Annotated in this window: 27 protein-coding genes; 16 read left to right on the forward strand and 11 right to left on the reverse strand. The window is 54.3% G+C overall.

The window, feature by feature from the left end; genetic code table 11:
• Positions 1-7 precede the first annotated feature (7 nt).
• The 4 genes from DBY66_RS04675 to DBY66_RS04690 all read left to right on the forward strand — a co-directional run bounded on the left by DBY66_RS04675 (position 8) and on the right by DBY66_RS04690 (position 4,265).
• The gene (locus DBY66_RS04675; RefSeq protein WP_071668516.1) at positions 8-616 is read left to right on the forward strand and encodes a cupin domain-containing protein; all 609 of its coding nucleotides are present in this window, start codon (positions 8-10) and stop codon (positions 614-616) included.
• 501 nt (positions 617-1,117) lie between these two features.
• Positions 1,118-2,038, forward strand: a complete 921-nt coding sequence (iolE, locus tag DBY66_RS04680; RefSeq protein WP_071668517.1) for a myo-inosose-2 dehydratase — start codon at positions 1,118-1,120, stop codon at positions 2,036-2,038.
• Positions 2,035-3,222, forward strand: coding sequence for a Gfo/Idh/MocA family oxidoreductase (locus DBY66_RS04685; protein ID WP_071668518.1), 1,188 nt, complete (start codon positions 2,035-2,037; stop codon positions 3,220-3,222). The genes iolE and DBY66_RS04685 overlap by 4 nt, the downstream gene beginning before the upstream one ends.
• An 11-nt stretch (positions 3,223-3,233) precedes the next feature.
• Positions 3,234-4,265, forward strand: coding sequence for a Gfo/Idh/MocA family oxidoreductase (locus DBY66_RS04690; protein ID WP_071668519.1), 1,032 nt, complete (start codon positions 3,234-3,236; stop codon positions 4,263-4,265).
• Positions 4,266-4,339: 74 nt separating this feature from the next.
• Here DBY66_RS04690 and DBY66_RS04695 read toward each other — a convergent pair whose 3' ends face one another.
• The gene (locus tag DBY66_RS04695) at positions 4,340-5,350 is read right to left on the reverse strand and encodes a Gfo/Idh/MocA family oxidoreductase (protein WP_108569807.1); all 1,011 of its coding nucleotides are present in this window, start codon (positions 5,348-5,350) and stop codon (positions 4,340-4,342) included.
• 768 nt (positions 5,351-6,118) lie between these two features.
• Between DBY66_RS04695 and DBY66_RS04700 the strand changes: the two genes are divergently transcribed.
• A complete protein-coding gene (locus tag DBY66_RS04700) occupies positions 6,119-6,418 on the forward strand; it encodes an XRE family transcriptional regulator (RefSeq protein WP_071668522.1) in 300 nt (99 codons plus the stop codon).
• Positions 6,419-6,834: 416 nt separating this feature from the next.
• On the opposite strand, the gene DBY66_RS04705 is transcribed toward DBY66_RS04700, so the two are convergent.
• On the reverse strand, positions 6,835-7,287 hold the full coding sequence (locus DBY66_RS04705; protein WP_071668100.1) for an acyltransferase: 453 nt from the start codon (positions 7,285-7,287) through the stop codon (positions 6,835-6,837).
• Between the two features lie 278 nt (positions 7,288-7,565).
• Here DBY66_RS04705 and DBY66_RS04710 point away from each other — a divergent pair, with 278 nt between their 5' ends.
• Positions 7,566-7,985, forward strand: coding sequence for an ASCH domain-containing protein (locus DBY66_RS04710; RefSeq protein WP_071668101.1), 420 nt, complete (start codon positions 7,566-7,568; stop codon positions 7,983-7,985).
• A gap of 250 nt (positions 7,986-8,235) precedes the next feature.
• On the opposite strand, the gene DBY66_RS04715 is transcribed toward DBY66_RS04710, so the two are convergent.
• Positions 8,236-8,985 carry a class I SAM-dependent methyltransferase gene (locus DBY66_RS04715; protein ID WP_071668102.1) on the reverse strand — a complete coding sequence of 250 codons (750 nt, stop codon included), beginning with the start codon at positions 8,983-8,985 and terminating at the stop codon, positions 8,236-8,238.
• Between the two features lie 438 nt (positions 8,986-9,423).
• Here DBY66_RS04715 and DBY66_RS04725 point away from each other — a divergent pair, with 438 nt between their 5' ends.
• The gene (locus tag DBY66_RS04725) at positions 9,424-10,428 is read left to right on the forward strand and encodes an ABC transporter substrate-binding protein (RefSeq protein WP_108569806.1); all 1,005 of its coding nucleotides are present in this window, start codon (positions 9,424-9,426) and stop codon (positions 10,426-10,428) included.
• 62 nt (positions 10,429-10,490) lie between these two features.
• Here the strand turns inward: DBY66_RS04725 and DBY66_RS04730 are convergent, their stop codons facing one another.
• A complete protein-coding gene (locus DBY66_RS04730; protein ID WP_071668104.1) occupies positions 10,491-11,093 on the reverse strand; it encodes a TetR/AcrR family transcriptional regulator in 603 nt (200 codons plus the stop codon).
• 138 nt (positions 11,094-11,231) lie between these two features.
• Here DBY66_RS04730 and DBY66_RS04735 point away from each other — a divergent pair, with 138 nt between their 5' ends.
• The 3 genes from DBY66_RS04735 (at position 11,232) to DBY66_RS04745 (ending at position 12,870) form a co-directional block, all read left to right on the forward strand.
• Positions 11,232-11,633, forward strand: a complete 402-nt coding sequence (locus DBY66_RS04735; protein ID WP_071668105.1) for a RidA family protein — start codon at positions 11,232-11,234, stop codon at positions 11,631-11,633.
• Between the two features lie 151 nt (positions 11,634-11,784).
• Positions 11,785-12,351, forward strand: a complete 567-nt coding sequence (locus DBY66_RS04740; RefSeq protein ID WP_108569805.1) for a TetR/AcrR family transcriptional regulator — start codon at positions 11,785-11,787, stop codon at positions 12,349-12,351.
• Positions 12,352-12,393: 42 nt separating this feature from the next.
• On the forward strand, positions 12,394-12,870 hold the full coding sequence (locus tag DBY66_RS04745) for a DUF1348 family protein (protein ID WP_108569804.1): 477 nt from the start codon (positions 12,394-12,396) through the stop codon (positions 12,868-12,870).
• A gap of 44 nt (positions 12,871-12,914) precedes the next feature.
• Here DBY66_RS04745 and DBY66_RS04750 read toward each other — a convergent pair whose 3' ends face one another.
• On the reverse strand, positions 12,915-14,234 hold the full coding sequence (locus DBY66_RS04750) for a D-serine ammonia-lyase (RefSeq protein ID WP_108569803.1): 1,320 nt from the start codon (positions 14,232-14,234) through the stop codon (positions 12,915-12,917).
• A gap of 211 nt (positions 14,235-14,445) precedes the next feature.
• Between DBY66_RS04750 and dsdC the strand changes: the two genes are divergently transcribed.
• From dsdC to umuC, 3 genes are all read left to right on the forward strand, one after another.
• Complete coding sequence (gene dsdC, locus DBY66_RS04755; RefSeq protein WP_224144879.1) at positions 14,446-15,369, forward strand: DNA-binding transcriptional regulator DsdC; 924 nt, start codon at positions 14,446-14,448, stop codon at positions 15,367-15,369.
• Positions 15,370-15,493: 124 nt separating this feature from the next.
• Positions 15,494-15,871, forward strand: coding sequence for a peptidase (locus DBY66_RS04760; RefSeq protein ID WP_040113719.1), 378 nt, complete (start codon positions 15,494-15,496; stop codon positions 15,869-15,871).
• Positions 15,872-15,873: 2 nt separating this feature from the next.
• On the forward strand, positions 15,874-17,136 hold the full coding sequence (gene umuC / locus DBY66_RS04765) for a translesion error-prone DNA polymerase V subunit UmuC (RefSeq protein ID WP_108569802.1): 1,263 nt from the start codon (positions 15,874-15,876) through the stop codon (positions 17,134-17,136).
• 46 nt (positions 17,137-17,182) lie between these two features.
• Here the strand turns inward: umuC and DBY66_RS04770 are convergent, their stop codons facing one another.
• The gene (locus tag DBY66_RS04770) at positions 17,183-17,854 is read right to left on the reverse strand and encodes a MarR family transcriptional regulator (protein WP_071668109.1); all 672 of its coding nucleotides are present in this window, start codon (positions 17,852-17,854) and stop codon (positions 17,183-17,185) included.
• 110 nt (positions 17,855-17,964) lie between these two features.
• Between DBY66_RS04770 and DBY66_RS04775 the strand changes: the two genes are divergently transcribed.
• Entirely contained in the window at positions 17,965-19,389 is a 1,425-nt protein-coding gene (locus DBY66_RS04775) for an MFS transporter (protein WP_108569800.1), read from the forward strand.
• A gap of 102 nt (positions 19,390-19,491) precedes the next feature.
• Here DBY66_RS04775 and DBY66_RS04780 read toward each other — a convergent pair whose 3' ends face one another.
• Together DBY66_RS04780 and DBY66_RS04785 are read right to left on the reverse strand one after the other, a co-directional pair.
• Positions 19,492-19,890: a response regulator gene (locus tag DBY66_RS04780; protein ID WP_108569799.1), complete on the reverse strand. Its 399-nt coding sequence runs from the start codon at positions 19,888-19,890 to the stop codon at positions 19,492-19,494.
• 537 nt (positions 19,891-20,427) lie between these two features.
• The gene (locus tag DBY66_RS04785) at positions 20,428-21,345 is read right to left on the reverse strand and encodes an AraC family transcriptional regulator (RefSeq protein ID WP_040113733.1); all 918 of its coding nucleotides are present in this window, start codon (positions 21,343-21,345) and stop codon (positions 20,428-20,430) included.
• A gap of 158 nt (positions 21,346-21,503) precedes the next feature.
• Between DBY66_RS04785 and DBY66_RS04790 the strand changes: the two genes are divergently transcribed.
• Complete coding sequence (locus tag DBY66_RS04790) at positions 21,504-22,238, forward strand: SDR family oxidoreductase (RefSeq protein WP_040113735.1); 735 nt, start codon at positions 21,504-21,506, stop codon at positions 22,236-22,238.
• 58 nt (positions 22,239-22,296) lie between these two features.
• On the opposite strand, the gene corA is transcribed toward DBY66_RS04790, so the two are convergent.
• The 3 genes from corA to DBY66_RS04805 form a co-directional block, all read right to left on the reverse strand.
• On the reverse strand, positions 22,297-23,301 hold the full coding sequence (gene corA / locus DBY66_RS04795) for a magnesium/cobalt transporter CorA (protein ID WP_094110794.1): 1,005 nt from the start codon (positions 23,299-23,301) through the stop codon (positions 22,297-22,299).
• Positions 23,302-23,421: 120 nt separating this feature from the next.
• Positions 23,422-23,742: an AzlD domain-containing protein gene (locus tag DBY66_RS04800; RefSeq protein ID WP_040113737.1), complete on the reverse strand. Its 321-nt coding sequence runs from the start codon at positions 23,740-23,742 to the stop codon at positions 23,422-23,424.
• A complete protein-coding gene (locus DBY66_RS04805; RefSeq protein ID WP_223811784.1) occupies positions 23,732-24,388 on the reverse strand; it encodes an AzlC family ABC transporter permease in 657 nt (218 codons plus the stop codon). The genes DBY66_RS04800 and DBY66_RS04805 overlap by 11 nt, the downstream gene beginning before the upstream one ends.
• A gap of 119 nt (positions 24,389-24,507) precedes the next feature.
• Between DBY66_RS04805 and DBY66_RS04810 the strand changes: the two genes are divergently transcribed.
• A complete protein-coding gene (locus tag DBY66_RS04810) occupies positions 24,508-25,056 on the forward strand; it encodes an XRE family transcriptional regulator (protein WP_040113746.1) in 549 nt (182 codons plus the stop codon).
• Positions 25,057-25,116: the final 60 nt, after the last annotated feature.

The following is a 25,116-nucleotide window of genomic DNA, read 5'->3' on the forward strand; positions in this document are numbered from 1 at the left end:
ATGACCGATGACCGAAAAAGTCAATTTACTGACCGACGCTAATGCTATCGCCGACAATGTTAATGAAGCCGTATCTCAGCGGATTAAGGTGTATCGTCAGCAAAAAAAAATGTCTCTTGATGAACTCTCCCGCCGGGCCGGCGTGAGCAAGGGAACGCTGGTTGAGATAGAGGGATGCAGAGCGAATCCCAGTATCGCCCTGCTATGCCGGCTGGCTGCCGCGATGGGCGTTGCAGTGGCTGACTTTGTGGATGTCAGCTCAAAACCGGCAGTCCGCCTGATTTCATCAGATGAAATACCGGAACTGTGGAAAGGAGAAAAAGGCGGCAGTGCAAAATTGCTCGCTGGATCTGGCGGCCCTGATATGACAGAACTCTGGATGTGGGAAATGCAACCGGGTGAAAGGTTTGACTCCCCCGGCCATACAGCAGGAACGCTTGAACTTTTTTATGTTCAGGCGGGTTCACTCACGCTTGGGGTACAGGACCATCAATATCTTTTAAGAGCCGGTTGTTCGGCGACTGCCAGAACAGATGTTCCTCATTTTTATGAAAACCGGGAGGAAGATCCCCTGGTTTTTATCATGACTGTACACGAAAAGCAGTCTGCCAGATGATGTACGCTTTTGTCGTGAAGTTCCAAAGTGAGATTTCAGATAGTTTAGTGCTTATTTTCTAAAACCCAGCAGGTAACTTCATGTTTAAAAGAGCGGATCACGTCGGTTTTTCAGTCAGAAACATTGAAGAGTCCCTGTTCTTCTGGACTCAGAGTAATATATCTACAAAGCCCCGATAGACAGATGCTGGAGTTGATGGAGCAGGGTCAATGAAAGGCATATTCCGGATCATGCGCGCGCCATTAACCGTTATTGCGGCCAGCTTCCGAACAATTCTTGTGCATCGCCTGTCATCTCTGGAGCGTTTAATGTGCCGGATCTGTCAGTCTGAAAATTAACCCGCAGAATGGGTTATTTATAAAGTTAATCCTGGCAATAACACGCTGAAACAGAGAGATTCACTATTTTCTTCAGTTGAGGGTTTTACCTCATTGAACCGATATCGGTTCTGCTTACGCCTTCCTTATAGTGCTTACAGACTGACCTGTAAGGAGGTGTGTCCTGATGAGTTCACGTATTCGATTAGGTGTAAGCCCGTTAAGCTGGACCAACGACGTTCTGCCCGATCTGGGCGACACTATTTCACTTGAAACCTGCCTGACACAGGCTGCCTCTGCCGGTTATCAGGGGATTGAGCTGGGCAGAAAATTTCCCCGAACCCACACCGAATTAGCCCCACTATTGCATGAAGCGGGGCTTCAGCTCGCTTCGGGCTGGTACAGCGGTTTCCTTGCCGAACGCAGCGTTGCTGATGAAATCGCGGCCGTGGAACCACACGCCGGGCTTCTCAAAGCATCAGGAGCAGACGTTATGGTTTACGGCGAATGCGGCTGTATGCCTGGCAGCTATCCGCTGGACGAGCCTCTTTCTCTTTCTCCGGCCCTGTGCAGCCTGGATGCTGATGAATATGCCGGCAAAGTCAGCGAGTTTGCCGATATTCTGATGGGGAGATTTGGCCTGAAACTTGCCTACCATCATCATCTGATGATGCTGGTTGAGCAACACCATGAACTGGAAGAGTTTCTGACTAAAACCGCTGAGAGTGTCGGACTGGTTCTGGACTCCGGGCACGCTTTTGCCGCGGGTGTTGACCTGGCTCAGATAACAGAAAAGTTTGGTCATCGTATCGTGCATATCCACCTGAAGGATGTCCGCGCTGAGGTGCTACATCGCGTCCGGGAAAACGACCTCAGCTTTAATGATGCAGTACGCGCGGGACTCTTCACGGTGCCGGGCGAGGGATGCATTGATTATTCTCCGCTGACTGATTTTATTGCGCGCTCAGATTATCAGGGCTGGCTGATAGTAGAAGCCGAACAGGACCCGCAAAAAGAAGAGCCGTTTGCTGCCGTTTCCCGGGCGTTTCACTGGGTAAAAAGCACTTTTTCACAGTCCCTCTCAACAGAGGAAGTTGCTCAATGAAAGACAAACTCAACATTGGCTTAATCGGCTCGGGCTTCATGGGGCAGGCGCATGCTGATGCTTACCGCCGTGCGGCAATGATCTATCCCGGCCTGCCAAAGCGCCCTCATCTCTATGCACTGGCCGATCAAAACCAGACTTTAGCCGATGCGAATGCGGTGCGCTTTGGGGCTGATAAGGCTTACGGAGACTGGCACGATCTGATTAACGATCCGCAGGTTGACGTGGTCGATATCACCTCCCCCAATCATCTGCACTATGAGATGGCGCTGGCCGCGATTGCGGCAGGTAAGCACGTTTACTGTGAAAAACCACTGGCCGTCAGCACGGAAGAGGCGCTGCAGATGACTCTGGCAGCAGAACAGGCGGGCGTCAAAACGATGGTGGCTTTCAATAATATCAAAACGCCTGCGGCGCTGCTGGCAAAACAGATTATTGAGCGCGGCGATATCGGCACGCCAATCCGCTTTCGTGGCACCTTTGATCAGGGTTTTTATAATGACCCGGAACTGCCCTGGTCCTGGCGCTGCTCTAAAAAGCTGGGCGGCAGCGGATCCCTGGGCGATCTGGGGGCCCATACCCTTTCCGTCGCGCAGTTTCTCATGGGTGAGATCAGCGAGGTAACGGCCAGCGCCCAGACCTGGCTGCGGCAGCGCCCGGTTCCGCAGGTGGACGCCGGTTATGCCAGTCGCATCGATGAGCAGGCAGAATGGCGTGAGGTGGAAAATGACGACCAGGTTCAGTGCCTCGTCAGCTTTGAAAGCGGGGCCAGCGGCGTGATCGAAGCTTCACGCCTCGCTGCCGGTCGCATTTTTGGGGTGTTCTGGGAAGTCTCAGGTACAGAGGGCACCCTTTATATGGATGGCGAACGTTTCAATGAGCTGCAGGTTTATCGCTTCAGCGATGACAAAAATGACAGGGGCTTTAAGACCCTCTATGCCGGCAGCCAGATCCCGGCCTATTCAGGCTTTTTCGGATTCGATTTTGGCGGCGGCGGGCTCGGCTATTTTGATGTCAAAGTGATTGAGATTCATGACCTGGTGCAGGGGATCTGCGGCGACGGCGACTGTTACCCGAACTTTGCATTTGGCCTGCAGAATCAACAGGTTCTGACCGCCATTGAGCAATCTATCCTATCCCGTCAGTGGGTTGCTGTAGCAGGCAACCGCCAGGACCGTACTTAAAAGGAATCATTATGTTTCCCTCTTCCCTGCCCGCTCCGCGACTGCCCTCTGAAAAGTCGATACCCGTATTGCGCTGGGGCATCATTGGCCCTGGCTGGATCGCTGAACACTTTGCCCGCGCGCTGAAGGAGCACACCGGACAGCAGCTGGTTGCTGTAGCAGCAAGAAACAGAGCTAAAGCACAGGCATTCGCCGATCGCTGGGCCATTCCGGCGGCCTTCAGCAGTGCAGATGAAATGCTGGCAATGAATGATCTGGACGCCATCTATATCGCCACCCCACATAACCATCACTATCCGGATGGCATGAAAGCACTTAATGCAGGCAAACATGTGCTGATTGAGAAACCCCTGGCGCTGAATGTCAGGGAAGCAGAAGCCCTGCAGACGCGCGCCCGTCAAAAAGGCCTGCTGTGTATGGAGGGTATGTGGTGCGATTTCGCGCCAAAATATGATGTGCTGCGTCAGCTTTTAACCGACGGCATTCTGGGCGATCTTCATACCCTGACTGCCGATCACGGTGAGTTTTTTACGCAGGATCACCGCATCTTCAATGCCGATCTGGCCGGCGGTCCGATGCTGGATCTGGGCAGCTATCTGGTTTCGCTGAGCGTGATGGTGGCAGGTGCACCTGTGCGCATTCAGTCCAGCGGACAGCCGGCAACAGAAAATGTTAACGGACAGGCTTCTATGTTGTTCGAACATGCCAGCGGCATGCATTCGGTACTGAACACGACTCTGTTCAGTAATACCCCCGGCAGTGCGGTGATTGCCGGCCGCGATGCCACTCTGGTTCTGGCGGGACAGTTTTATGCGCCCGGCGGCTTTGTACTGACCTCGAGCCAGGGCGGTCATACGCTGTGCTGGGAGGAACCCGCCAACCGCTACACGCAGCTCTATCATGAGATCCGACATTTTGCATGGTGCGTGGGACAGGGATTAAACGACTCCCCTGTCCGCCCTTTGTCCGCCGTACTTATGACTCTGACCGCGATGGATACGGTAAGGGAGCAGCTGGGTATCGTTTTCAACGAAGAGCGTTAATATTTGTGAAAGAAGGACCTGAGTATCCTTAGCTTACGGGGCCATATCCTCACGGGACTGGCCCCGGACCGTTGTCAGAATACGTTATCGACCGGGCAGAACATCCCGGTTGCCAGAGATTTCGTCGCGGCTTCTGCGATCGCCTGCGCCCGGATCCCATCCAGCAGCCCTGGTAAATCAGTCACCTCTTCCCCGTTCAGATAGCGGACAAAAGCGTCAAGATGCTGATAATAGGTGCCCTGCACACGACTGAACCAGTCTGCATAAAGTCCCTGCCTGATAATCGCCTTTCCCTGGAAAAGCGTCATACCCGGCGGGCTCTGCGAACCTGACTCTGCCAGTCCTTTTGCACCCATAACGCTGATCCTTTCGTCATAACCGTAGCCCGTGCGACGCGTATTATCGAGCTGCGCAAATGATCCCTGCTGCATCTGCATAATCAGCACCGACGTATCTACATCGTCAAACTCGCTAATGGTCGGCATGGCCAGTGCTGCACCCATCGCACCTACTGAAATAACGTCATCGGCTGTCAGCCAGCGCAGCAGATCGAAAAAATGGATTGCCTGGTCACGCATCTGGCCGCCGGATGACCTGGGATAACTGAGCGGCGGAAGCTCTGACGCACGACAGACCATCTGAATTAACTCAGGACGTCCGACAGTTCCCTGTTCCAGCTGACGCTTTAACTGCTGATGGCTGCTGTCAAAACGGCGATTGAAGCCTATCGTGATTTTTGTCTTCAGAGGCAGCACGTTTTCAGCAACGCGGATCGCTCTTGCCAGCGACAAATCGATCGGCTTTTCACAATAGACGGCCTTACCTGCCCGCGCAGCCGCTTCAAGCAGTTCAGCGTGTGACGGCGTTGCGCTGGCAATCAGCACGGCATCTATATTGTCACTGTTGATGGCGGCGCTGACTTTGCCCGCCATGCACTTCATCTGCCCGGCCAGTGCGGCGGCACGCTCCGTATCAATGTCGGCCAGCATCGCAAGCTCAACCTCCGGATGAGCCGCGAGATTTGCAGCATGTACCTGTCCGATAAAACCACAGCCAATCAGGGCAAAGCGTTTTTTCTGCGTCATGGTGATTTCCTGTCTGAAGGTCTACGTTCAGCGATAAAGACGTTGCCAACTTAGCCTGCCCGCCTATCCTGAGAAATGCATGTTTTGAGGGAAATACCTCAGCAGGAACCCTGATGAAAACACTGACTCTTGAGATGAACGTGGTGAAACACCTGAGGAATATACCAGCAGCAAAGTGACCTTTATGCTCTATATGCAGGAGCATTTTTATTAGCGTCTGATGGCTTATTATTATGCAGGCAGTTTGCGGTGTTTACTGCTCTGCGGTAAATATTAACTTCTGGCACTAAGCGGACATTAGCATCAAAATTCTAAGGCTCCCGATTTTCCGGTTTTGCCGGCCCAGATGGCGCACTTTAGATCAACCCCTGTAGCGGGCCAGCAGCAGCGCGTTCAGACCATAGAAAGATTTAGCCGCTGAGGGCTGGGCCGGTAATGACGCTGCAGGTTTACACTAAAGGCCCGAGTAGTGAGGCGGCTCCGGTCTGTCCAGAATTTGTAACAGAACCCGCCAGCAGTAAAGCCCACCATCACATGCCCAAACAGATACAGAACAGCGTTGAAAATATAGACTCTAATATATATGTTATATAGATTGTAATTTATAAAGGTGGGCCTGTGTGGATTGTTGAAACCACGGATTTGTTCGCTGAATGGCTGAAAGAGCAGGACAGAGCAATGCAGTTAGGCATAATTGCCGCGCTGAACCTTCTGAAGCAGGAAAGTCCACTATCACCGACACCTGGACCAACTGAAACGGAGTGGAAAATGAAAACGCTGGATGATCTAATGGCTGATTTGACACCCGAGGAACTGACTCAGGTGAATGATAAAGTTGCAGAAATGCGACTTGATTCTCAGCTGTATAAACTTCGCGAGGCGCTGGCTAAAACGCAGAAGCAGCAGGCAGAAGCTATGGGGATCGCGCAACCTTCCGTGGCGGCTATCGAAGGGCGCGGCGAGGATCTGAAAATCGCGACGCTCAAACGATATGTTGAAGCGCTCGGCGGCCAGCTAACTATCGGTGTCAATATGCCCGGCGGCGAGCATGTCGATTTCACACTTTAACTGCACCCGTAAGTCTGGCCGTTTACGGTGTTACCCGGAAAAAATGCGACTGACGTACCGGTTATTTTCCTTCGCTTGCGCTTCCTCTCTGCGACGCGCTGTCTCGCGGTCTGCTTTCTTCACTTAATGCTGCTGTGTGACAGCTCCTCCTCCGCTTTTCTTCCTCTGATGGTCAAAAGCATAAACATCCTGATGGTACCTTCCGGCTCCCCGGTAGGGCCAAGTCATCAACCCTGATGCACTAACCGGCAGAATCAGTAAGCTCCGCCAGACGTCACAAGCGTCGCCAGAGGATTCCGGCTGGATCTGATGGCAAACAGCCCTGTAGTTGGCCTATAGTCCGCTATGAGCGAAAAGCGGACTTTAACGGTTTCAGATTGCCAGGATTTCAGGCTGGCAACTTGCAGAGTATCTGATTAGAGCTTTCTCAAAAGTCTGGCGGGATTACCCGCATACACGCCTTTTACCAGCACAGGCTTTGTAACCACGCTACCGGCACCAATCACCGCACCACTGCAAATGTCCGTGGTTAAGATAGTTGCCCCGCTCCCCACGGTTACCGCGTTACCTAATATGATATGTATCCAGCTTTCTGCAGAAGCATCAGGAGCGCCATTCTTAAACAAGTCGTTGGCAAAGGTTACGCCATGGCCTATAAAACAATCCTTACCCAGGGTAACGTTCTCACAGATAAAAGTGTGTGACTGTACTCGGGTTCTGTCGCCTATAACGCATCCCTTTTGTATCTCTACAAATGGCCCTACAAAAACATCATCACCCAGTTCACACTCATAGATGTTTACCGGCGTGATTACTCTCACATTTTCGCCTTGTTTTACGTCACGAATGCCACTTTCAATAACCTTCATTTAAACTGTGTCCTTACTTGAAATGGTTCGGCTAAAAGCTTGCACAATTTTATCGTCACGAGGTAACAAGGTTAACCTGCTTTTACTCATTCGCGCACGATGAGGATCGCAATATCCGCTTCTGGCGCGAAGCGGACTTGCGCACAGATCGACGTTAGCTATGAGCGAAAAGCGGGATTTCGCAGCAGTGCAACAATGATGAATATTTGAATCAGGTAATTCATATTGAACGGAAATGGGTTACTTCCTTAAGCGTATTAAATTAAAAAAGGCTAAAAATGACAAAGCTCGAAGAATTAAAAAACATTTATCCCGGTGCACTGGCATGGCAATTTGGCGACAGCCCGGAACTTGCTGATGAACTCGTACAACTGGTTTTGAGTGGCAGTAAAACAGCGACATGCTCTTCGATAGCATCTTTTCAGCATGAACATGAACGAGGCGAAGCTCCCTGCGTAGGAAGTTATAATATCATTCTCAACGGAACCGGGCAGCCAATGTGCGTGATCAGAACGCTCAGGATGCAGGTTATCCGCTTCAATGAAGTGACGAGTGAACTCGCCAGTAAGGAAGGTGAAGGTGATTTAAGTCTGGAGTACTGGAATGAAGGTCATAAGCGTTATTTTGAGCGTGAAGGCACTTATTCTGAAGAAATGGAGCTTGTCTTCGAGGAATTTGAACTTACAGAGATTTTGTAACTGTCCGCTCCTGACACAAAGCGGACTGACGCAGAGTTGAGGTCCGCGATGAGAGAAGCGGACGTCAAAAAGAGGGCGACCGGAAAGTTCTGCCACATCAGACATAGCATCCTGGCTACGAACCCGCAAAAGTCATCGGGTGTATGCTGCGGCAGTTAAAAGAATGAAGAAAATGCCTGACATGAACACCCCCTGAAGCATTTGATCTGCTTCTGGCACAAAGCAGACGTCAACCGCAAAGCGATCAGCGTTAACGTTTTGCTTCGATCAAATGTCGGGTGGAATACGCAACAAATGGCTGACCCAGGCGCATTTTCTGGTCCATCGCCTGCAATTCTTTGTAGTATTTCTCCACGGAGAAGCCCGGGACCCACCAGACGCATTTTCGCAAAATCCAGACAACGGCACTGATATCAAAAAACGTCATCCGGCAGCGTGCTGTGCGTAAGTCAATGACCTTCAGACCCGCCATCTCCGCATCCTCTTTTTCTTTGCCAGGATCTCTGTACATTCTCTCTTTGGGAAGTGGTCCTAAAAAATACTCGATTAATTCAAATGCAGATGCAGGTCCAACATGCTGTGCCAGATAGCTTCCTCCGGGTTTAAGAACCCGATATATTTCTGGCCAGTCCGGTGCTACCGGATGCCTGGATGTGACCAGGTCAAAAGATTGTTCGCTAAAAGGAAGCTTTTTGGTGATGGAAGTATCAACAATATTTACCCCCCGGGGTGAAAGGTGCTGCCGGGCTTTTTTCAGGTTCGGGGGCCACGCTTCTGTTGCGGCCATATATGCAGGAAACTCGGGAACTTCATTTAATACTTCTCCTCCACCGGTATCAATGTCCAGTGCTGACGTTACCCGGCTTAAGCGTTCTCCGATTAACCTCGCGTAACCCCAGGAGGACCTTTCCTCTGTCGCTTTCCCGTCCAGCCAGTCAAACCCCCAGCCCTCTGTATCGGCCTCCATAGCTTCCATTAATAGTTCATCAAAATATTTCACCTGAATCCTCTCCGTAGATATTTGGTTCAGGGCACATTTTAGAGTATTGATTCAGGCAATGCGATCCACTCCTGAAGCTATCATTAGCACTGTGAAAGCACCGCTGGTTTAATCACATTCGATATAATTTAATGTTACCGGGCAGGTTTTGATTTAAGTCGATTAACTCATATAAGTCGTTATATACTCAATGATATAGCGGTAAGTAATGATGCCTGCCCTTTCGACAGATGTTGGAAATTTCATGTTTGTTAAACGTTTGATCCTGGTGAAGACAACGTTCACCAGCGCAATGTTATTGTCTGCTATGCCGGTATATGCCGTAAATGAACAACCTGCGATGGTCGTTAATGCTTCACCAGACGACGCGCCTTCTGCAACCGGCAGGAAAGCTACTTTGTTTACATGTAACTCAGCTTCTGACAGGGATATTTACCTATGAAAAGCCTGCAATGGGCACTACCGCTTCTGGTCGTAAGCGCTCTGGCGTCGGCGCAGACAGTCACTGACGATAGCGGAAAAAAGATTGAATTGAGGCAACCGGTGCTGCACATAGCCGATGCCTGGTTTGCCCACCACTCTCTGCTTATGACGCTGGGCGCCGGCGATCGGATTGTGGCAACCGTAAACCATCCGGCGGACCGGCCGTGGATGTTTAAGGTACAGCCATCGTTAAATCAGGCGCTCCAGGCACACGGTAAAACCTTTAACAGTGAAGCGCTGGTGGCACGCAACGTTGATGCGATTTTTGTACCCGCTAACGATCCCGATGCAGAGTCTTATCGTCTGGCCGGTATTCCCGTACTGGCAATGAATTTTGATGATTTTGACTCGATGAAACGCTCACTCACTACCACGGCTCAGGTGGTCGGCACACCGGCAGCGGCCGCGCGAGCCCGGGCTTATAATCGCTATCTGGATACGCAAATCGCTGCTATTCAGACCAAAACGGCCGCGCTTGCGGAGAGTGAACGCCCGCGCGTGCTGCATATTCAGTCGCTGCATCCGCTGAAGGTAGATGGCCGGAATACCCTGATTGATACCTGGATCAGGCTTGCGGGTGGCCGGAACGTCGCCGCCTCCGTGGATGGCAATATGCGCCCTGTTTCACCGGAGGAGGTGATACGCTGGGATCCGGATGTGATTATTATCGGTGCCGGCGCGGGAACCCTGGCTGACTCTGACTACAAATCTCTGTTCGCCAGCGTAAAAGCCGTGAAGCAGCAGCAGGTGTGGCAGAATCCATCGGGTGTCTTTCCCTGGGATCGCTACGGCACTGAAGTCGCACTGCAAATCCAGTGGGCTGCCAAAAAACTGCATCCGGCGCTGTTTGCAACGCGCGATCTGGTTGACGCGACTCAGGAATTTTACCGGACATTTTACGATTACCCGCTGAGCAAACAGGATGCGCAGCGTATTCTGCAGGCACTGCCTCCAGGTTGAGGCAGGCAGGATTTTGCAATATTCGTTGATAAGCTGTGGTATCCAGACCAATTAAAGCGGCGTTATGGCTGCGCAACACTTTCCAGCAGACCGCCGAAGAGCAGAGTAAACGCCTGAATAGCTTTTGGTAATGCCTGTTGTGGATTACCGCTGGCAGCGACCCATAGCGCGGCATTCAGTGCCGCGCCATTTAACAGCCACGCAGCCGCATCCGCATCGACTGGTTTGATTACGCGACGTTCAATCAGATCGGTAATACTCTCACGCGTAGCACTGAGGCAGTTATTCTGACTCGGCCATTTTGCAGGATCGCCAAGAAAAGCGGGACCATCAAGCAGCACAATGCGCCGGACCTCTTCATCCAGCGCCATTCTGATATAGGCTATCCCTTCAGCCAGGAGCGTTTGCTGGTCGTTATCGGAGTAAACCGCTTCACGTTTAGCGCGTTGCGCCATTTCAGAATCGATCTGCGTCACTACCGCGGCGAGCAAGCCTTTTTTATCCCCAAAGTTATGGTAAAGCGCCCCGCGCGTCAGACCGACACTGGCAGTCAAATCGTCCATTGATGCAGCTGCAAATCCCTTTTCAGCGAACGCTTTGCGCGCAGCTGCAATCAACTTTTTCCGGTTTTCTTCCATCGTTTCTGTGCGGCGTCTGGTAACCATATACTTCTCCTGCTGCTAACGCCGCGCATGCCATTTGACATACGCAGCGTATGTGTGATTAATTTTACATACGCCGCGTATATTAATTGTTTTATTTATGCTGCGCATCCCCTGTTGTTCTCCCACAAAGGAGTCCCTGTGACCCAGCCAACACCCGTTTTTCCTGCTCATCGCCATGCTCTTTATGAACAGCATGGTTATTCTGCAGCAATCCGCTCTGGCGATTTATTATTTGTTTCCGGGCAGGTGGGTAGCCGCGACGACGGCACCCCGGAGCCGGACTTTGCAACCCAGGTACAGCTTGCCTTTGAGAATCTCAGAGCCACGCTCGCTGTGGCAGGATGTACGTTCAAAGATATGATTGATGTGACTACTTTTCATACCGACCCGGAAAACCAGTTTTCAACCATCATGCAGGTGAAACAGACTCTTTTCCCGGCGCCGCCCTACCCCAACTGGACCGCCGTGGGCGTTAACTGGCTGGCAGGGTTTGATTTTGAGATAAAGGTTATCGCCCGCATTCCTGAGTCTCAGGCATAAAAACGTTGCAGAGCAATATCAGGGAGAGCCAGCTTACGGCTCTCCCTTTTTGATCCGCTCAGTCAGCATTGCATAGCTGTCTGTCGCCCCGGTGATACCCTCCTGCTAAAAAAACGTTGACGAGGTAGAACGATCGTTCTACCTTAAGGCCATGAACAACACATCAGGCAGTACCCGGGAAAAAATTCTCAGGAGCGCTGAGCAGCTGATTTATCAGAACGGTATCCACGCCATGGGCATGGATCTTCTGGTCAGAACCTCAGGCGTCGCCAGAAAAAGTATTTATCATCACTTCGCCAGTAAAGAGGAGGTGGCATCAGCCGCGCTGAGCGTGCGCGATGAGCAGTGGATGGCGTGGTTCAGAAGCGCGTCCGATCAGGGCAATACGCCGCAGGATCGCATTCTGAATATGTTTACCGCGCTGAAAAGCTGGTTTGAGTCAGAGGGTTTCCGCGGCTGCGCATTTATCAACACCGCCGGTGAGACAGGTAACCCTGACGATACCGTTCGCCAGATAGCGAAAACCCACAAGCAGAAGTTACTGGATTACGCCCTGGAGCTCAGCAAAGAGATGAATGTTGCGCATCCCGAGGCGCTGGCCAGACAGCTGCTGATTCTGATAGAGGGTGCCATTACCGCGTCCTATGTTATGGGGAGCGGGAGCGCGGCCGACGACGCACGGGATATTGCGAAAATGCTGCTGGAGCAGGTTTCCTGAAGCCTGCGTACTCATCAATTTTGAATTAATAGGAGTTTTACCATGTCTGATTCATACCAACGCCCGCCGCTTCCTCCTTTCACCCGCGAAACGGCCGTCGAAAAGGTGCGCCTGGCTGAAGATGGCTGGAACAGCCGCGATGCGGCTAAAGTCGCACTGGCTTACTCAGCGGACACACAATGGCGCAACCGCACCGAGTTTGCTCATAACCGTGAAGAAGCTGAAGCGTTTCTGGCCCGTAAATGGAAAAAAGAGCTTGAGTATCGTCTTATCAAGGAGCTCTGGGCGTTTGATGGCAACCGCATTGCTGTCCGCTACGCCTATGAATGGCGCGATGATTCCGGTAACTGGTTCCGCTCTTACGGCAATGAAAACTGGGAGTTTGAAGGCGATGGCCTGATGAAGCGCCGTTTTGCCTGTATCAACGATATGCCTATCAAAGAGAGCGAACGCAAATTTTTCTGGCCGCTGGGACGGCGTCCGGACGATCATCCGGGGCTGACTGCGCTGGGGTTGTAACGGCGGCAGGGCAGCTCGCGTGACTGCCCTGCTGCATGGGTTTATCAGCAGCTGGCTTTAGCGAGGTAGCGCTGCATTTCATCAGCAGGAACCATGCCGCCACCTGTCGCCCAGACAAGCTGCGTGGCCTGCTGCAGCTGCTGCGGAGTGATACCCTGCTGTGCCAGATAAGCGGGGCTTGCCGCGATGCGCTGCGGCCCCTGCATGCCCGCCAGCGCGGAAGGTTCCAGCTGAATATCTTCCGTTTCATCCAGCATGGCAAGCAGCGTAAACAGGGTGCGATCGCTGAGCGTATAGCAGCCGTCGATCAGCTGCGCCATCGCCCGGCCGACAAAGCCGGAGGCGCGGCCCACCGCCAGTCCATCCGCAGCGGTTTTATTGTCGATACCGATATCCTGCACCGCAATACCATCGTGCAGGCCGGTGCTCATTCCCAGCAGCATACAGGGTGAATGGGTTGGCTCCGCAAAAAAGCAGTGAACGTTATCGCCAAAAGCCAGCTTCAGGCCAAAGGCGACGCCTCCCGGGCCGCCACCCACGCCACAGGGCAGATACACAAAAAGCGGATGGGAGGCATCCACAGTAATGCCTTTCTCCTTCAGCTGCTCTGGCAGGCGCAGGCCGGCAACGGCATAGCCCAGAAACAGCGTGCGTGAATTTTCATCATCAATAAAAAAGCAGTCGGGATCGGACTCCGCCGCTTTGCGGCCCTGCTCCACGGCGACGCCGTAATCCTGCTCATACTCAATCACGTGCGCTCCACGCCTGCGCAGCAGCGCTTTCTTCCACTGACGCGCATCTGCCGACATATGAACGGTAACGTGAAACCCGAGGCGGGCACTCATTATGCCGATCGAAAGGCCCAGGTTGCCCGTTGAACCTACTGCTATTTTATGCTGGCTGAAAAACTGACGGTGCGCCGGAGAAAGCAGCTGGCTGTAGTCATCGGCTGGCGTGATAAGCCCCGCCTCCAGCGCCAGCTTCTCTGCGTGCGCGAGAACTTCGTAAATGCCGCCGCGCGCTTTGATGGAACCTGAAACGGGCAGATGGCTATCTTTTTTCAGCCAGAGTCTGCCTGGCAGCGGCGCACGCTGCGCCAGCCGCGCCTGCATCGCGGGTAGAGGTACCATATCTGACTCAATAATACCGCCGCTTTCAGCCGTTTCCGGAAAGGCGGCGGCGATCAGCGGAGCGAAACGGCGCAGGCGGGCTTCGGCATCTTCAGCCTCTTCACGCGTCAGTCCCGTATGCAGGAGCCCCCTCTCTGCCGTCGTCACCTGATCGTTAAACCAGATGGTTTCACGTAGCGCCCTCAGATCGCTTACCGCCAGTACAGATCGGAGTTTTTCAGTTAAATCAGTCATGGTTACTCTCATTCAGCCCGACGCATCAAAAGAAAACAGAGCGTTATTTATATGCACGCGGCTGCGCGGTGACAAACGATGGTTTTTCAACTTAACATGAGCTCAGCTAACTCAACAGGCGAGCACGCATTGTGCATTTTTATCTGCAACGTCCACGCCGGTTAAATAACTAATTGCTAAATCAGCAGTTTAAACAGTAAAGGTGAAAAATGTGTTCTCTGAGATGCGTGAAATAGAGGGTGGCCAGCTGGGACGTCTTTTCACCTTTGAAGCCGCTGCCCGCCACGGCTCGTTTGCCGGAGCGGCGGCGGCGCTGGCACTGACGCCCAGCGCTGTCAGCCACCGTATCAGCCAGCTGGAAAGAGAGCTCGGTATCTCGCTGTTCACCCGTTTACACCGCAGGGTGCTGCTGACCGAAGAGGGTGAGCGGATCTTCAATGCCATGAGTACCTCACTCGACTACCTCAACCGGGAAATTCAGGGCATCAGAAATCAGGGATCCAGCGGAAGGCTTACGGTTTACAGTCGCCCGTCGTTTGCGCACGCCTGGCTTGCACCGGCGGTGGCCTCTTTTCTGGAGCAAAACCCCGCTATCGATCTCGTTATTAATACCGGAAACGAGCCGGTCGACCTGCATAAAATGGGTGCCGATCTGGCCATCTGTTTTGATGCTGACGTGCCGGACAGATTTCACCTGGACCCGCTGATGGATGAACATATTATTCCGGTTTGCAGCCCGCGCTACGCTGCACAATTCAGGCTGACGGACTGCCCGGAGAATCTCCGGAGCTGTCGCCTGCTGCACGATCGTCAGGCGTGGAGTATCGATTCCGGAGAAAATGAGTGGCGGTTGTGGGCAGCGCATTTTGACGTGGATATTACGGCAGCGCGCCGTGCCGAATTCGATCAGGCAGAGCTTGCGGTTGCTGCAGCGATAAACCATGCCGGCATCGCGATGGGACGTAAGGCGCTGGTGAAACAGCGTATCGCCTCTGGCGAACTGATAACGCCTTTCCCGCGCCTGGCGCTGCTGTGCAGCGAACGGTATTACATCGCTACCCGCGCCGACAGACGCTGGCCAAAAACAGAAACCTTTATCCGCTGGCTGCAGGAAACCGCGGCGAAAGAGAAATAATTACGCTCATAGTATCGTCACGCTGGCAGAGCAGGATCACGGCGTAAACCGCGCTATTTTTAAGCAGATCGGGTATAATAGACGGACACTTGCCCACCCTTTTTATCCTCAGCGAAACAGGCATATGGCATTTCAGAATCCGGCTCAAAACTTTATCGAAGCGCGCCTGAACCTGGGTGATATCGTCTCGCTGTCGCCCTGGTCCACCTACCTGATGCGCAGTGATACAGCCTGCCCGGAGGCGGGTATCGTCAAAGGCTCAGTGCTGGCAGTTGATCGGGCACTGACGCCGCGGCACGGTCAGATTATTGTGGCGGAATTTGAGGGTGAACTGGTGCTGCGCAGGTTGCTGCTGAAACCCGTTCCGGCGCTGCAGTCGCTGGAGAGGTCCGATGCTATCGTTCTGCTCGACGAGAACCAGCCGCTGCCGGTGTGGGGCGTGGTGGCTTATGCGCTTAATGATATCGCGGGCCAGGGGTTCACCGGGCCTGCAGGAGAATAGGTATGTTTGCGCTTGCTGATGCCAACAATTTTTACGCCTCCTGTGAAACCATTTTCAGGCCCGATCTGCGCGGCAAACCCGTTTGCGTGGTATCAAATAATGATGGCTGCGTGATTGCCCGTTCAGCTGAAGCAAAGCGCATGGGTATAAAGATGGCCGCCCCCTGGTTTAAGCATGAACGCTATTTTCGTGACAATGGCGTACACGTTTTCAGTTCTAACTATGAGCTTTATGGCGATATGTCGGCGCGGATGATGGCAATACTCGATGAGATGGCTGCCGGGCAGGAAGTTTACTCTATCGATGAAAGCTTTCTTGATGTCACGGGCATCAGCAGTTATATGCCGCTGGAGCGCTTTGGTCAGCAGATGCGCGAGCGCGTCCGCCAGGAAACCGGCCTGACCATAGGCGTAGGCTTTGGCCCGACCAAAACGCTGGCCAAGCTGGCGAATCAGGCGGCCAAGCAGTGGACGAAAACAAACGGCGTGGTCGATCTCTCCGATCCCCTGCGCCAGCAAAAATTGCTGCAGCTGACGCGCATTGGCGATATCTGGGGTATTGGCTGGCGAATCGCCCAGCGTCTGGAAGATATGGGGATCACCACCGGGCTGCATCTGGCAGAAAGTAATACCAGTACGATCCGCAAAAAATTTGATGTGATTGTTGAGCGCATTGCACGCGAGCTGCGCGGCGAATCCTGTCTGGCACTGGAGGATGCGCCGCCGCCAAAACAGCAGATCGTTAATTCACGCTCTTTCGGGCAGCGCATCACGACGCTGGATGATATGCAGCAGGCGGTTATGGCCTATGCGACCCGGGCTGCTGAAAAGCTGCGCCAGCAGGGCTCCCGCTGCCGTCATCTCACCGTCTCTGTGACGACCGGCCGCTATGGCGACGATCCCAGGTACTCTGCTACCGCGCCCGTCAGCTGGCAATATCCAACGGCGGACACGCGTGACATCGTCGCCTTTGCTCTGCAGGGGCTGAACGCTATCTGGCGCGACGGCTTTCGCTATGCCAAAGCGGGCGTAATGCTGAGCGACTTCTGGCAGTCAGGCAGCACGCAGTTTGATATGTTCAGCCAGCAGCAGCCGCGTGCCAATGCGGATGCGCTGATGACCGCTCTCGACGCCATAAACCGTTCAGGGAAAGGCAAAATCGGTTTCGCCAGCCAGACGACAGGAAACCAGGCGTGGCAGATGAAACGCAACATGCTCTCACCCCGCTATACCACTCGCCTGGCCGATATCCCTGTGATCCGATAGCAGGCTGTCGCCTCCGGCGAGTCAGTCTGCTCCTGCGCATCAAACCTTACTCTGCAGCGTGCTCTGTGAACGGCGTAATGCGGTAAGCGCAGCGTCGCGCCTGCTGCAGAATATGTTCAACGCGCTCGACTTTCGCCTCCAGCACCTCGCTGAACAGCATCAGTTCAGCGCGGCAGAATCCCTGACAGGCGGCGGCAGCGGCGCAGACAGGACAGTGATTCTCAATCAGCAAGAGCGTTCCGTCATCCTGCTCCTCGTACTCTGCCATATAGCCCTCCAGCGACCGCAGTGCCGCCAGCCGCGCCACCCGATCCCGCAGATCGACAGCATCCTGTAGCTCACGCTGGTAAGCGGCGCGGCTGCTCTGTTCGCGCAAATCTATCAGGTGATCGATCGCCTGTTCACCAAAAGCGTGCCGTACCGTATCCAGCAGCTGCACCGTCAGCGTCGCATGGGAATCCGGAAACCGCCCGTGGCCCGCCTGCGTCAGCGTCCAGAACTGCCCCGGACGTCCAACTCCTTTGCTGCGGGAGAACGACTCTACCAGCCCTGATGAGGCAAGTTTGCTGAGTTGCTGGCGTGCCGCTTCAGCCGTCATGCCCAGCGTCTCTCCCGCCTCAGCAGACTGCAGTGGCCCGCGCGTTTTCAGCAGATAAAGCAGGCGCTCTGGTGTTGCCTGTGCTCTATCGCCCGAGTTTAACAAGCGATTGCTTGACAAAATATTTTACCCTCTTTAATAATCCAAGCGTTGTCTTGTTTTATTAATGTAATGGATCCCGCTGCGCTCAGCAACGGGGCATATGACGCAACGCATGCCGGGAGGCTTATATGTCGTCAGGACAGGAAGGAAGCTGGAGTGAATTACTGGGAGGCAAAAACCTGTTTTTTGCTATTGCGCTTTCAGGCGGCGTTGCACTGCACGCCATTAATGTTTACATCGCCACTACGGTGCTTCCCTCCGTCATCAGGGAGATAGGCGGACTCCACCTCTATGCATGGAACACAACGCTGTTTGTCGTCGCCTCAATACTGGGCTCAGCGCTGACCGCGCGTCTGCTGGCGGTGACGGGCGCGCGACAGGCCTATCTGCTGGCGGCGCTGCTTTTTATCGCGGGTAGTCTGGTCTGCGCACTGGCGCCCGCTATGCCGGTAATGCTGGCAGGTCGGGCGCTACAGGGGCTGGGCGGTGGTTTTCTGTTCGCGCTCTGCTATGCCATGATCTATGCCGTTTTTGAGGAAAAGCTCTGGCCGCGCGCGATGGCGCTGATCTCCGGCATGTGGGGCGTGGCGACGCTTCTGGGCCCGGCGGCCGGAGGAATATTTGCTGAAATGGACGCCTGGCGCATGGCGTTTGGCATACTGATCCCCGTCACGCTGAGTTATATGCTGCTGGTGTGGCTGATTTTCCCTGCTCATAATCGTACCGATACTTCCCACACCGGAAAGCTCCCCTGGATGCAGCTGCTGTTACTGGTTGCGGCCGTTATGACCGTGAGCGCAGCGAGCATGTCCTCTGACATTGCGGTGAATATAGCCGGGATATGTGCGGCGGTTATTCTGCTGCTGCTGTTAATTCGCCAGGAGTTTATCAGTGAAACACGCCTGTTACCGCGTAATGCGCTGCGCCTCAGCTCGCCTCTGCTGGCGCTCTATATCACCATGGCACTGCTCATTATCGGTATGACCAGTGAAACCTTTGTACCCTATTTTCTTCAAATCCTGCATGGGCAGACGCCGCTGATCTCGGGTTATGTGGCCGCGCTGATGGCCGCAGGCTGGACGGTATCAGAGATCTGGAGCTCCGGCTGGCAGACGCGGGGCATTAAGCGCGCAATTGCCGCAGGACCGGCGCTGGTTCTGGCGGGCATGGTGCTGCTGGCTATTGTGACGCCACGCTCAGCCAGCAGCAGCGGACAGATACTTGTGCTGATCGGGACAGGACTGGCGCTGATTGGTTTTGGTATCGGGCTGGGCTGGCCCCATTTACTGACGCGCATCCTGCAGGTGGCTCCCGCAGACGATCAGGATGCCGCAGCCACCTCCATCACTACGGTTCAGCTGTTTGCTACCGCTCTGGGTTCTGCCATCGCCGGCATGCTCGCTAACGCCGGAGGCCTGTCGGCGCCGGGGGGAATCGCTGGCGCCTCCTCTGCGGCCTGGCTGCTTTTTGCCGTTATGGCAGCCGCCCCGCTGCTCTCTCTGCTGAGTGCTAAAAAGGTGCTCACCGGATTTAAGCAGCAGAAAACCAGCTAAAGCCGGAGCGCCTCTGACAGTTGTCAGAGGCGCTTTATCTGGCGCAGAACGTTATGCGGAATACAGACGTTACCGACGGGCTGAGCGAGATAACAGAAAGCGTCAGCCCTGCTGCACTGCACGCTGTTCGCTCTCATTCATCGCACGATGCAGGGTTGCAAGCAGCGGTTCAATGTCGAGCGGCTTGGTAAAAATAGCAAACGCTCCCTCCTGAAACGTGCTGCGGCAGACGTCAAGCGTACCATACGCGGTCATAAGGATAACCGGCAGCAGCGGATGACGGGCGCGCTGTTCGGTCAGCCAGTTAAGCCCATCCATGCCGGGCAGCCGCACATCCACCAGCAGACAGCCGCGCAGCGGCAGCGCTTCTGCACTGGCAACGGCGTCGAACGTCGCCAGATCGCCGAAGTCAGCCACCTCGTAATCTACGGTTTTCAGCAGAAATCCCAGCGACTCCCTTACTGACAAATCATCATCCACTAACCACACTTTCGCGCTCATTCCATTACTCCGCCACCGGGAAAATTAACGTTATCTCTGCACCATATCTGGCGCGATTTATCAGCACCCGCTGACCGTTCAGGTACAGCGCCGGGCGCATTTGCAGAAAAACCTGGTACTGACTGGCGAAGACAGATTGCGGCTGCCAGCCTCTATTTCAGAAAAGTTCGTAGCCTGCCTCAGGGTTGTTCTTCCGTTATCGTGCAGCAGAAGCGACATGTTGCCGTAAGGCTGCAGTGCAATAAGAGAGGTCAGCCTGAACGATAAAAAGTGCCTGCAGCATGGCTGACAACAGCCTGCAGCACGGCTGCCGGAAACCTGTCGCGCGCAGCGCAATGCGCTGTTCCTGAGGCGGCAGCGGTGCTTCACTTAAAGATGCGCGATCTTTTCATATCCCTTCCCGGAACGCCATCGGCACAAGTCTGGATAACGCAGCCGCCAATACCACGATTAACTGGGGGATTCGCTTTAAAACATTCAGGCTTCTTTCTGTGGCAGGGGGTGATGCTCAGTCAGCCGTTACCCGCGTGCAGGGTGCTAAAACAGGTCGTATGGTTCGGCTGGCAGCAGCGTAAATGCCCGTTTCATTATGCGCGCCTCCTCTGCCGGACTGCGGCCAAACAGGCGTTTAAATTCGCGGCTGAACTGTGAGTCACTTTCGTAGCCTGTACGCGCAGCTGCCCCGGCTGCGGTCAGGTTCTGCTGGATCAGCATCAGTCGTGCACGATGTAAGCGCAGTGATTTAAGATACTGAATGGGTGAAGTTTGTGTAACGGTTTTAAAGTGCAGATGAAAACGCGGCACGCTCATGCCCGCCTCACGGGCAAGTTGCGTAACGTTTATAGGCTGCTGCCAGTTATCATGGATTTGCTGTAGCGCCCGGGCAATGCGGCCAAAATGGCCCTGATACGCCAGCGCGGCGCGTACAGCGGCACCCTGCTGCCCCATCAGAATGCGAAAGCAGATCTCTTCCACACGGGCCGGCCCCAGTATCCGCGCCTCAAGCGGATCCCGTAATGCCTGAAGCAGTGCCAGCGTACTCTGTAGCAGTGTGCTATCCAGCGGCGTGGAGATAATAGCAGCCGTCGCCCTCTCTTCACCCGCAGGCTTTGCCGGCACCTGCGCGATGAGTTTCGCCAGTACGTTAACGTCAAAACGGATCGCCAGGCCCAGCAGCGGCTCAGCGGACGTCGCTTCAGTCTCCGCTGAGAATGGCAGAGGCACAGATAATACCAGATAGTGTTGCGCGTCATAGCGGTAGACATTATCCGCCAGAAAGGCACGCTTAGCGCCCTGGCAGATAATGATGATGCCCGGCTCATAAAGTACCGGCGTGCGCGCCCACTGCTGATTAGCCCGCATAAATAACACGCTATCCAGCAGGGATTTTGTATATCCCTCCTGCGGTGCCAGCTGGTTAAGCAAAGTGCAAATCTGCTGTTGCACGTCATTCATCACACGTTCTCCCGGATAGTTGAATTCCTGCTTAGTCACAAGGCGCAGCGCGCGGCTCGCTCTGCGAGAGGATCAGGCAAAGATGCGCAGTGAATAGGTCTGTTGACGATTGCGGCATTTTTCAACAATAGCAGGGTACTTCACACGAGGAAAAAAAGATGACTGATGCAAAAGCGAAAGTAATTATTCTGACCGGCGCCAGCAGCGGTATCGGTGAAGCCATCGCCCGCTATCTGGCCAGGCAGGGTCACAGGCTGATCCTTGGTGCACGCCGGGCCACACGTCTGGCATCGTTGTGTGATGAGCTGCAGCAGCAGGGTGCCCGGATAGATTATCTGACGACAGATGTGACGCAGCGCGCTGATACACAGGCATTAGCCCGTCTGGCCATTGAAAAATATGGGCGGATTGATGTGATGATTAACAATGCGGGCGTGATGCCGCTCTCTCCGATGGCTTCACTGAAAGTTGAAGAGTGGGACCAGATGCTGGATGTTAATGTGCGCGGCGTGCTTTACGGCATCGCTGCAGTACTGCCCGCAATGCAGCAGCAGCAGGCGGGGCACATTATCAATATCGCGTCAATCGGGGCGCTTACGGTCTCACCCACCGCGGCGGTTTACTGCGCCACTAAATTTGCCGTCCGCGCTATTTCTGAGGGATTACGGCAGGAGTCGTCCGCTCTGCGCGTTACCGTTATCAATCCAGGCGTAGTGGAATCTGAGCTGGCTGACAGCATCACTGACGATGTGGCCCAGGAGGCGATGCGCAGCTTTCGGGCTATCGCCCTTAAACCGGAATCGATAGCGCAGGCGGTCAGCTGGGCTATCGATCAGCCTGGCGAGGTTGACGTCAGTGAAATCACGCTGCGCCCTACTGCCAGCCCGTTTTAAGCCATAAAAATTCTGGCGATTTCAGGCTGAAATTTCAGGCATCGACGCGCGGGCGTCGTTATAACCAGCCCGCGCGCTTCAGCCGCCACCACATAATGCAGCAGATAAGCAGCGTTGATCCCAGCGCCACCGGATAACCAAAATGGCTGTGCAGCTCCGGCATGTCGGAAAAGTTCATGCCATACATACTGAATACAATTGTTGGCACAATCAAAATGGCGCCCCAGCCCGCCAGCTTCTTATTCACTTCACTTTGCTGTACAGAGACCAGTGCGAGGTTGACCTGCATAGCACTGGCCAGCGTTTCACGCATATCCTCTGCATCGATCATGACGTGATGCGCGTGATCCTGCACATCGCGCAGATAGGCGCGCAGATTTTTTGGGATAATATCTTCATGGAAACGAACCAGCTGCGGACAGATTTCAGTGACCGGCATCGCGGCGTTGCGCAGCGCCAGCAGCTGGCGTCGCAGATGGTAGACCTGCTCCAGCGCGTGGTTATCAAAGCGCGTGGAAAACATCCCATCTTCGAGATTACCGATACGCTCGCTGAGCGTTTGTGTGATTTTACTGTAGTTGTCTACGATAAAATCGAGGATACAGTAGAGTGCATAGCCTGGTCCCTGGCACAGCATGGCGTGATTCTTTTCCGCTTTTTCCCGGATTGCGGCATAGCCTTCCCGCGATCCATGGCGTACCGTAATCAGGAAATTTTTGCCCAGAAAGAAGTGCGTTTCACCAAACGTGATGTGCTGCTGCGCCTGCATATACGCCGTTTTGACCACGATAAATACCGATTCGCCATACTGTTCAATCTTAGGACGCTGATGCGCCAGCAGAGCATCTTCGATCGCCAGCTCGTGCAGCCCGAATTCCTCCTGCAGCTTTTGCATAAAAGCGGGTTCAGGCTGGTATAACCCAAGCCAGACGAACGATTTGTCTTCTTTCAGGATATCGCTGATCTCTGCAACATCGACATGCTCTTGCCGCTCGCCATGACGATAGACCACGCAGTTGACGATCTCATCTGCATGATTGTCGGTTCGTTCCTGCTTTTCCATTTTTGCCTCAATCCTGCTCTGGCTTACTCTGTCGCTCTCTGAAGGGATCCGGAAGCGACGCCTTATACTGTTAGGGTAGCAAAAGCCGTGGCAGGCGGATATTGCCAGCCTGAAAAGTCGTTACGGCACGCCCAGATAACGCAGTAATCCCGTCATTGCTGCGGCTCCTGCGATAACCAGAATCAACGGCGTCCGTCGCCATGCCAGAAAAACAGCAAACAGAACGCCTGCTACCCGTGCGATGCCGGCAAAGTGCGTTCCTTCAAACAGTGCGGTTGTGACCGCCACCGCCAGCAACAGGACCGTGGCAGCATCTGACAGCATATTGCGCGTTTTTTCTGACATCGGCAGCCGGCTGCCGAGACGGTATCCGGCAAAACGGATAGCGTACGTTCCGACGGCCAGCAGCGCGATACCGGCAATGACCAGACTATTGTCCATCTTTACGCTCCCGCCAGCTCAGCAACCCCAGCAGGGAAAAGAGCACCGGCATTCCTGCCGGTACAAAAGGCGTGACCGCGACAGAGAGTGCGGTCCCGGCCAGCGCCGGAATGCGTGTCCGCCGTTTGCGCAGCGCCGGAAAAATCAGCGCAATCAGGATCGCCGGGAAAACCGCATCCAGCCCGATGGCGGAAACGTCAGGAATAAAGCGGCCAATCATGGCGCCGCCGATAACGGTGAGTGGCCAGACCGCAAAAATACCGAGTCCGCACAGCCAGTAGGCAACCCGGCGCTGCTGCAGCCCCGGTTGCGAGATACCAAATACCACGCTCTCATCGTTCATGATATGGCAGCCAAGGAGGCTGCGGCCTCCCTGCCCCACCAGATCTTTTACCGCAATGCCAAACGGCAGATGGCGCGCATTGACCAGCAACCCGGCGGCGGCGGCAGTGAGCGGGCTTCCACCACCAGCAACAATGCCGATAAACAGAAATTCCGAAGCGCCTGCCAGCACCAGCGTAGAGAGCGCTATCGGCACCCAGAGCGGAAAACCCTGTGCAGCGGCCAGCGAGCCATAGGAGAGGCCCACAATACCGTCTGCCAGACAAACCAGAACAATCGCTTTTATCACGCCGCGATCAAGCACGTTAATCCCCGCACGCATCACATATTGATCTCATACCGAACAGTAAAGACAGTATAATGAACGTTCAGAAATTGTTTTACAAGATGAACAAACGTTCGATAAAACGAACAGGAGCTGCTGTGACACCACCGATTGATACTATTGCCGCCGGGCTGATCCGCGAGCGGCAGCGTGCCGGACTTTCACTGACTGAAGTGGCTCGCCGTGCGGGTGTGGCAAAATCAACGCTCTCACAACTGGAAGCGGGCAACGGCAATCCCAGTATCGAAACCCTCTGGGCGCTCTGTGTCGCGTTAAATATTCCTTTCGCCCGCCTGCTGGAACCAGAGGTAAAACGTCTGCAGGTTATTCGCAAAGGTGAAGGGATGATTGTGTCGGCTGAACTGGCTGATTATCAGGCGGCTCTGCTCGCCAGCTGCCCGCCAGGCGGGCGACGCGACCTCTATCTGGTGACCAGTCAGCCAGGCGCGCCGCGCGCTTCAAAGCCGCATCCGCCCGGTTCGGTTGAGCACGTTATCATTGCCCGCGGGCGGGCCAGGGTAGGACCCAGCGATGCGCCGGTGGAGCTGAATCCTGGCGATTACATCTGCTATCCCGCTGATGAACCCCACGTGTTTGAAGCACTGGAAGCCGATACCATGGCGGTGCAACTCTCTGAGCAGAACTGATATCGCCTGAGCCTGAATAAACGCGTCCTGCCTGACGTGTACGCAACGTTCACTGTAATC

The organism is Pantoea sp. RIT413 (genome assembly GCF_003057675.2).
GTDB lineage: Bacteria > Pseudomonadota > Gammaproteobacteria > Enterobacterales > Enterobacteriaceae > Pantoea > Pantoea eucrina.

Bases quoted from the DNA above. Each gene is read 5' to 3' on its own strand.
- DBY66_RS04700 (WP_071668522.1), top strand. From the start codon at position 6,119: ATGAAAACGCTGGATGATCTAATGGCTGATTTGACACCCGAGGAACTG.
- DBY66_RS04785 (WP_040113733.1), bottom strand. From the start codon at position 21,345: ATGAATGACGTGCAACAGCAGATTTGCACTTTGCTTAACCAGCTGGCA.
- DBY66_RS04750 (WP_108569803.1), bottom strand. From the start codon at position 14,234: ATGACTGATTTAACTGAAAAACTCCGATCTGTACTGGCGGTAAGCGAT.
- DBY66_RS04780 (WP_108569799.1), bottom strand. From the start codon at position 19,890: ATGAGCGCGAAAGTGTGGTTAGTGGATGATGATTTGTCAGTAAGGGAG.
- corA (WP_094110794.1), bottom strand. From the start codon at position 23,301: ATGGAAAAGCAGGAACGAACCGACAATCATGCAGATGAGATCGTCAAC.
- umuC (WP_108569802.1), top strand. From the start codon at position 15,874: ATGTTTGCGCTTGCTGATGCCAACAATTTTTACGCCTCCTGTGAAACC.
- DBY66_RS04740 (WP_108569805.1), top strand. From the start codon at position 11,785: ATGAACAACACATCAGGCAGTACCCGGGAAAAAATTCTCAGGAGCGCT.
- DBY66_RS04685 (WP_071668518.1), top strand. From the start codon at position 2,035: ATGAAAGACAAACTCAACATTGGCTTAATCGGCTCGGGCTTCATGGGG.
- DBY66_RS04775 (WP_108569800.1), top strand. From the start codon at position 17,965: ATGTCGTCAGGACAGGAAGGAAGCTGGAGTGAATTACTGGGAGGCAAA.
- DBY66_RS04725 (WP_108569806.1), top strand. From the start codon at position 9,424: ATGAAAAGCCTGCAATGGGCACTACCGCTTCTGGTCGTAAGCGCTCTG.
- DBY66_RS04730 (WP_071668104.1), bottom strand. From the start codon at position 11,093: ATGGTTACCAGACGCCGCACAGAAACGATGGAAGAAAACCGGAAAAAG.
- DBY66_RS04800 (WP_040113737.1), bottom strand. From the start codon at position 23,742: ATGGACAATAGTCTGGTCATTGCCGGTATCGCGCTGCTGGCCGTCGGA.
- DBY66_RS04675 (WP_071668516.1), top strand. From the start codon at position 8: ATGACCGAAAAAGTCAATTTACTGACCGACGCTAATGCTATCGCCGAC.
- DBY66_RS04705 (WP_071668100.1), bottom strand. From the start codon at position 7,287: ATGAAGGTTATTGAAAGTGGCATTCGTGACGTAAAACAAGGCGAAAAT.
- DBY66_RS04760 (WP_040113719.1), top strand. From the start codon at position 15,494: ATGGCATTTCAGAATCCGGCTCAAAACTTTATCGAAGCGCGCCTGAAC.
- DBY66_RS04790 (WP_040113735.1), top strand. From the start codon at position 21,504: ATGACTGATGCAAAAGCGAAAGTAATTATTCTGACCGGCGCCAGCAGC.
- DBY66_RS04695 (WP_108569807.1), bottom strand. From the start codon at position 5,350: ATGACGCAGAAAAAACGCTTTGCCCTGATTGGCTGTGGTTTTATCGGA.
- DBY66_RS04690 (WP_071668519.1), top strand. From the start codon at position 3,234: ATGTTTCCCTCTTCCCTGCCCGCTCCGCGACTGCCCTCTGAAAAGTCG.
- DBY66_RS04745 (WP_108569804.1), top strand. From the start codon at position 12,394: ATGTCTGATTCATACCAACGCCCGCCGCTTCCTCCTTTCACCCGCGAA.
- DBY66_RS04710 (WP_071668101.1), top strand. From the start codon at position 7,566: ATGACAAAGCTCGAAGAATTAAAAAACATTTATCCCGGTGCACTGGCA.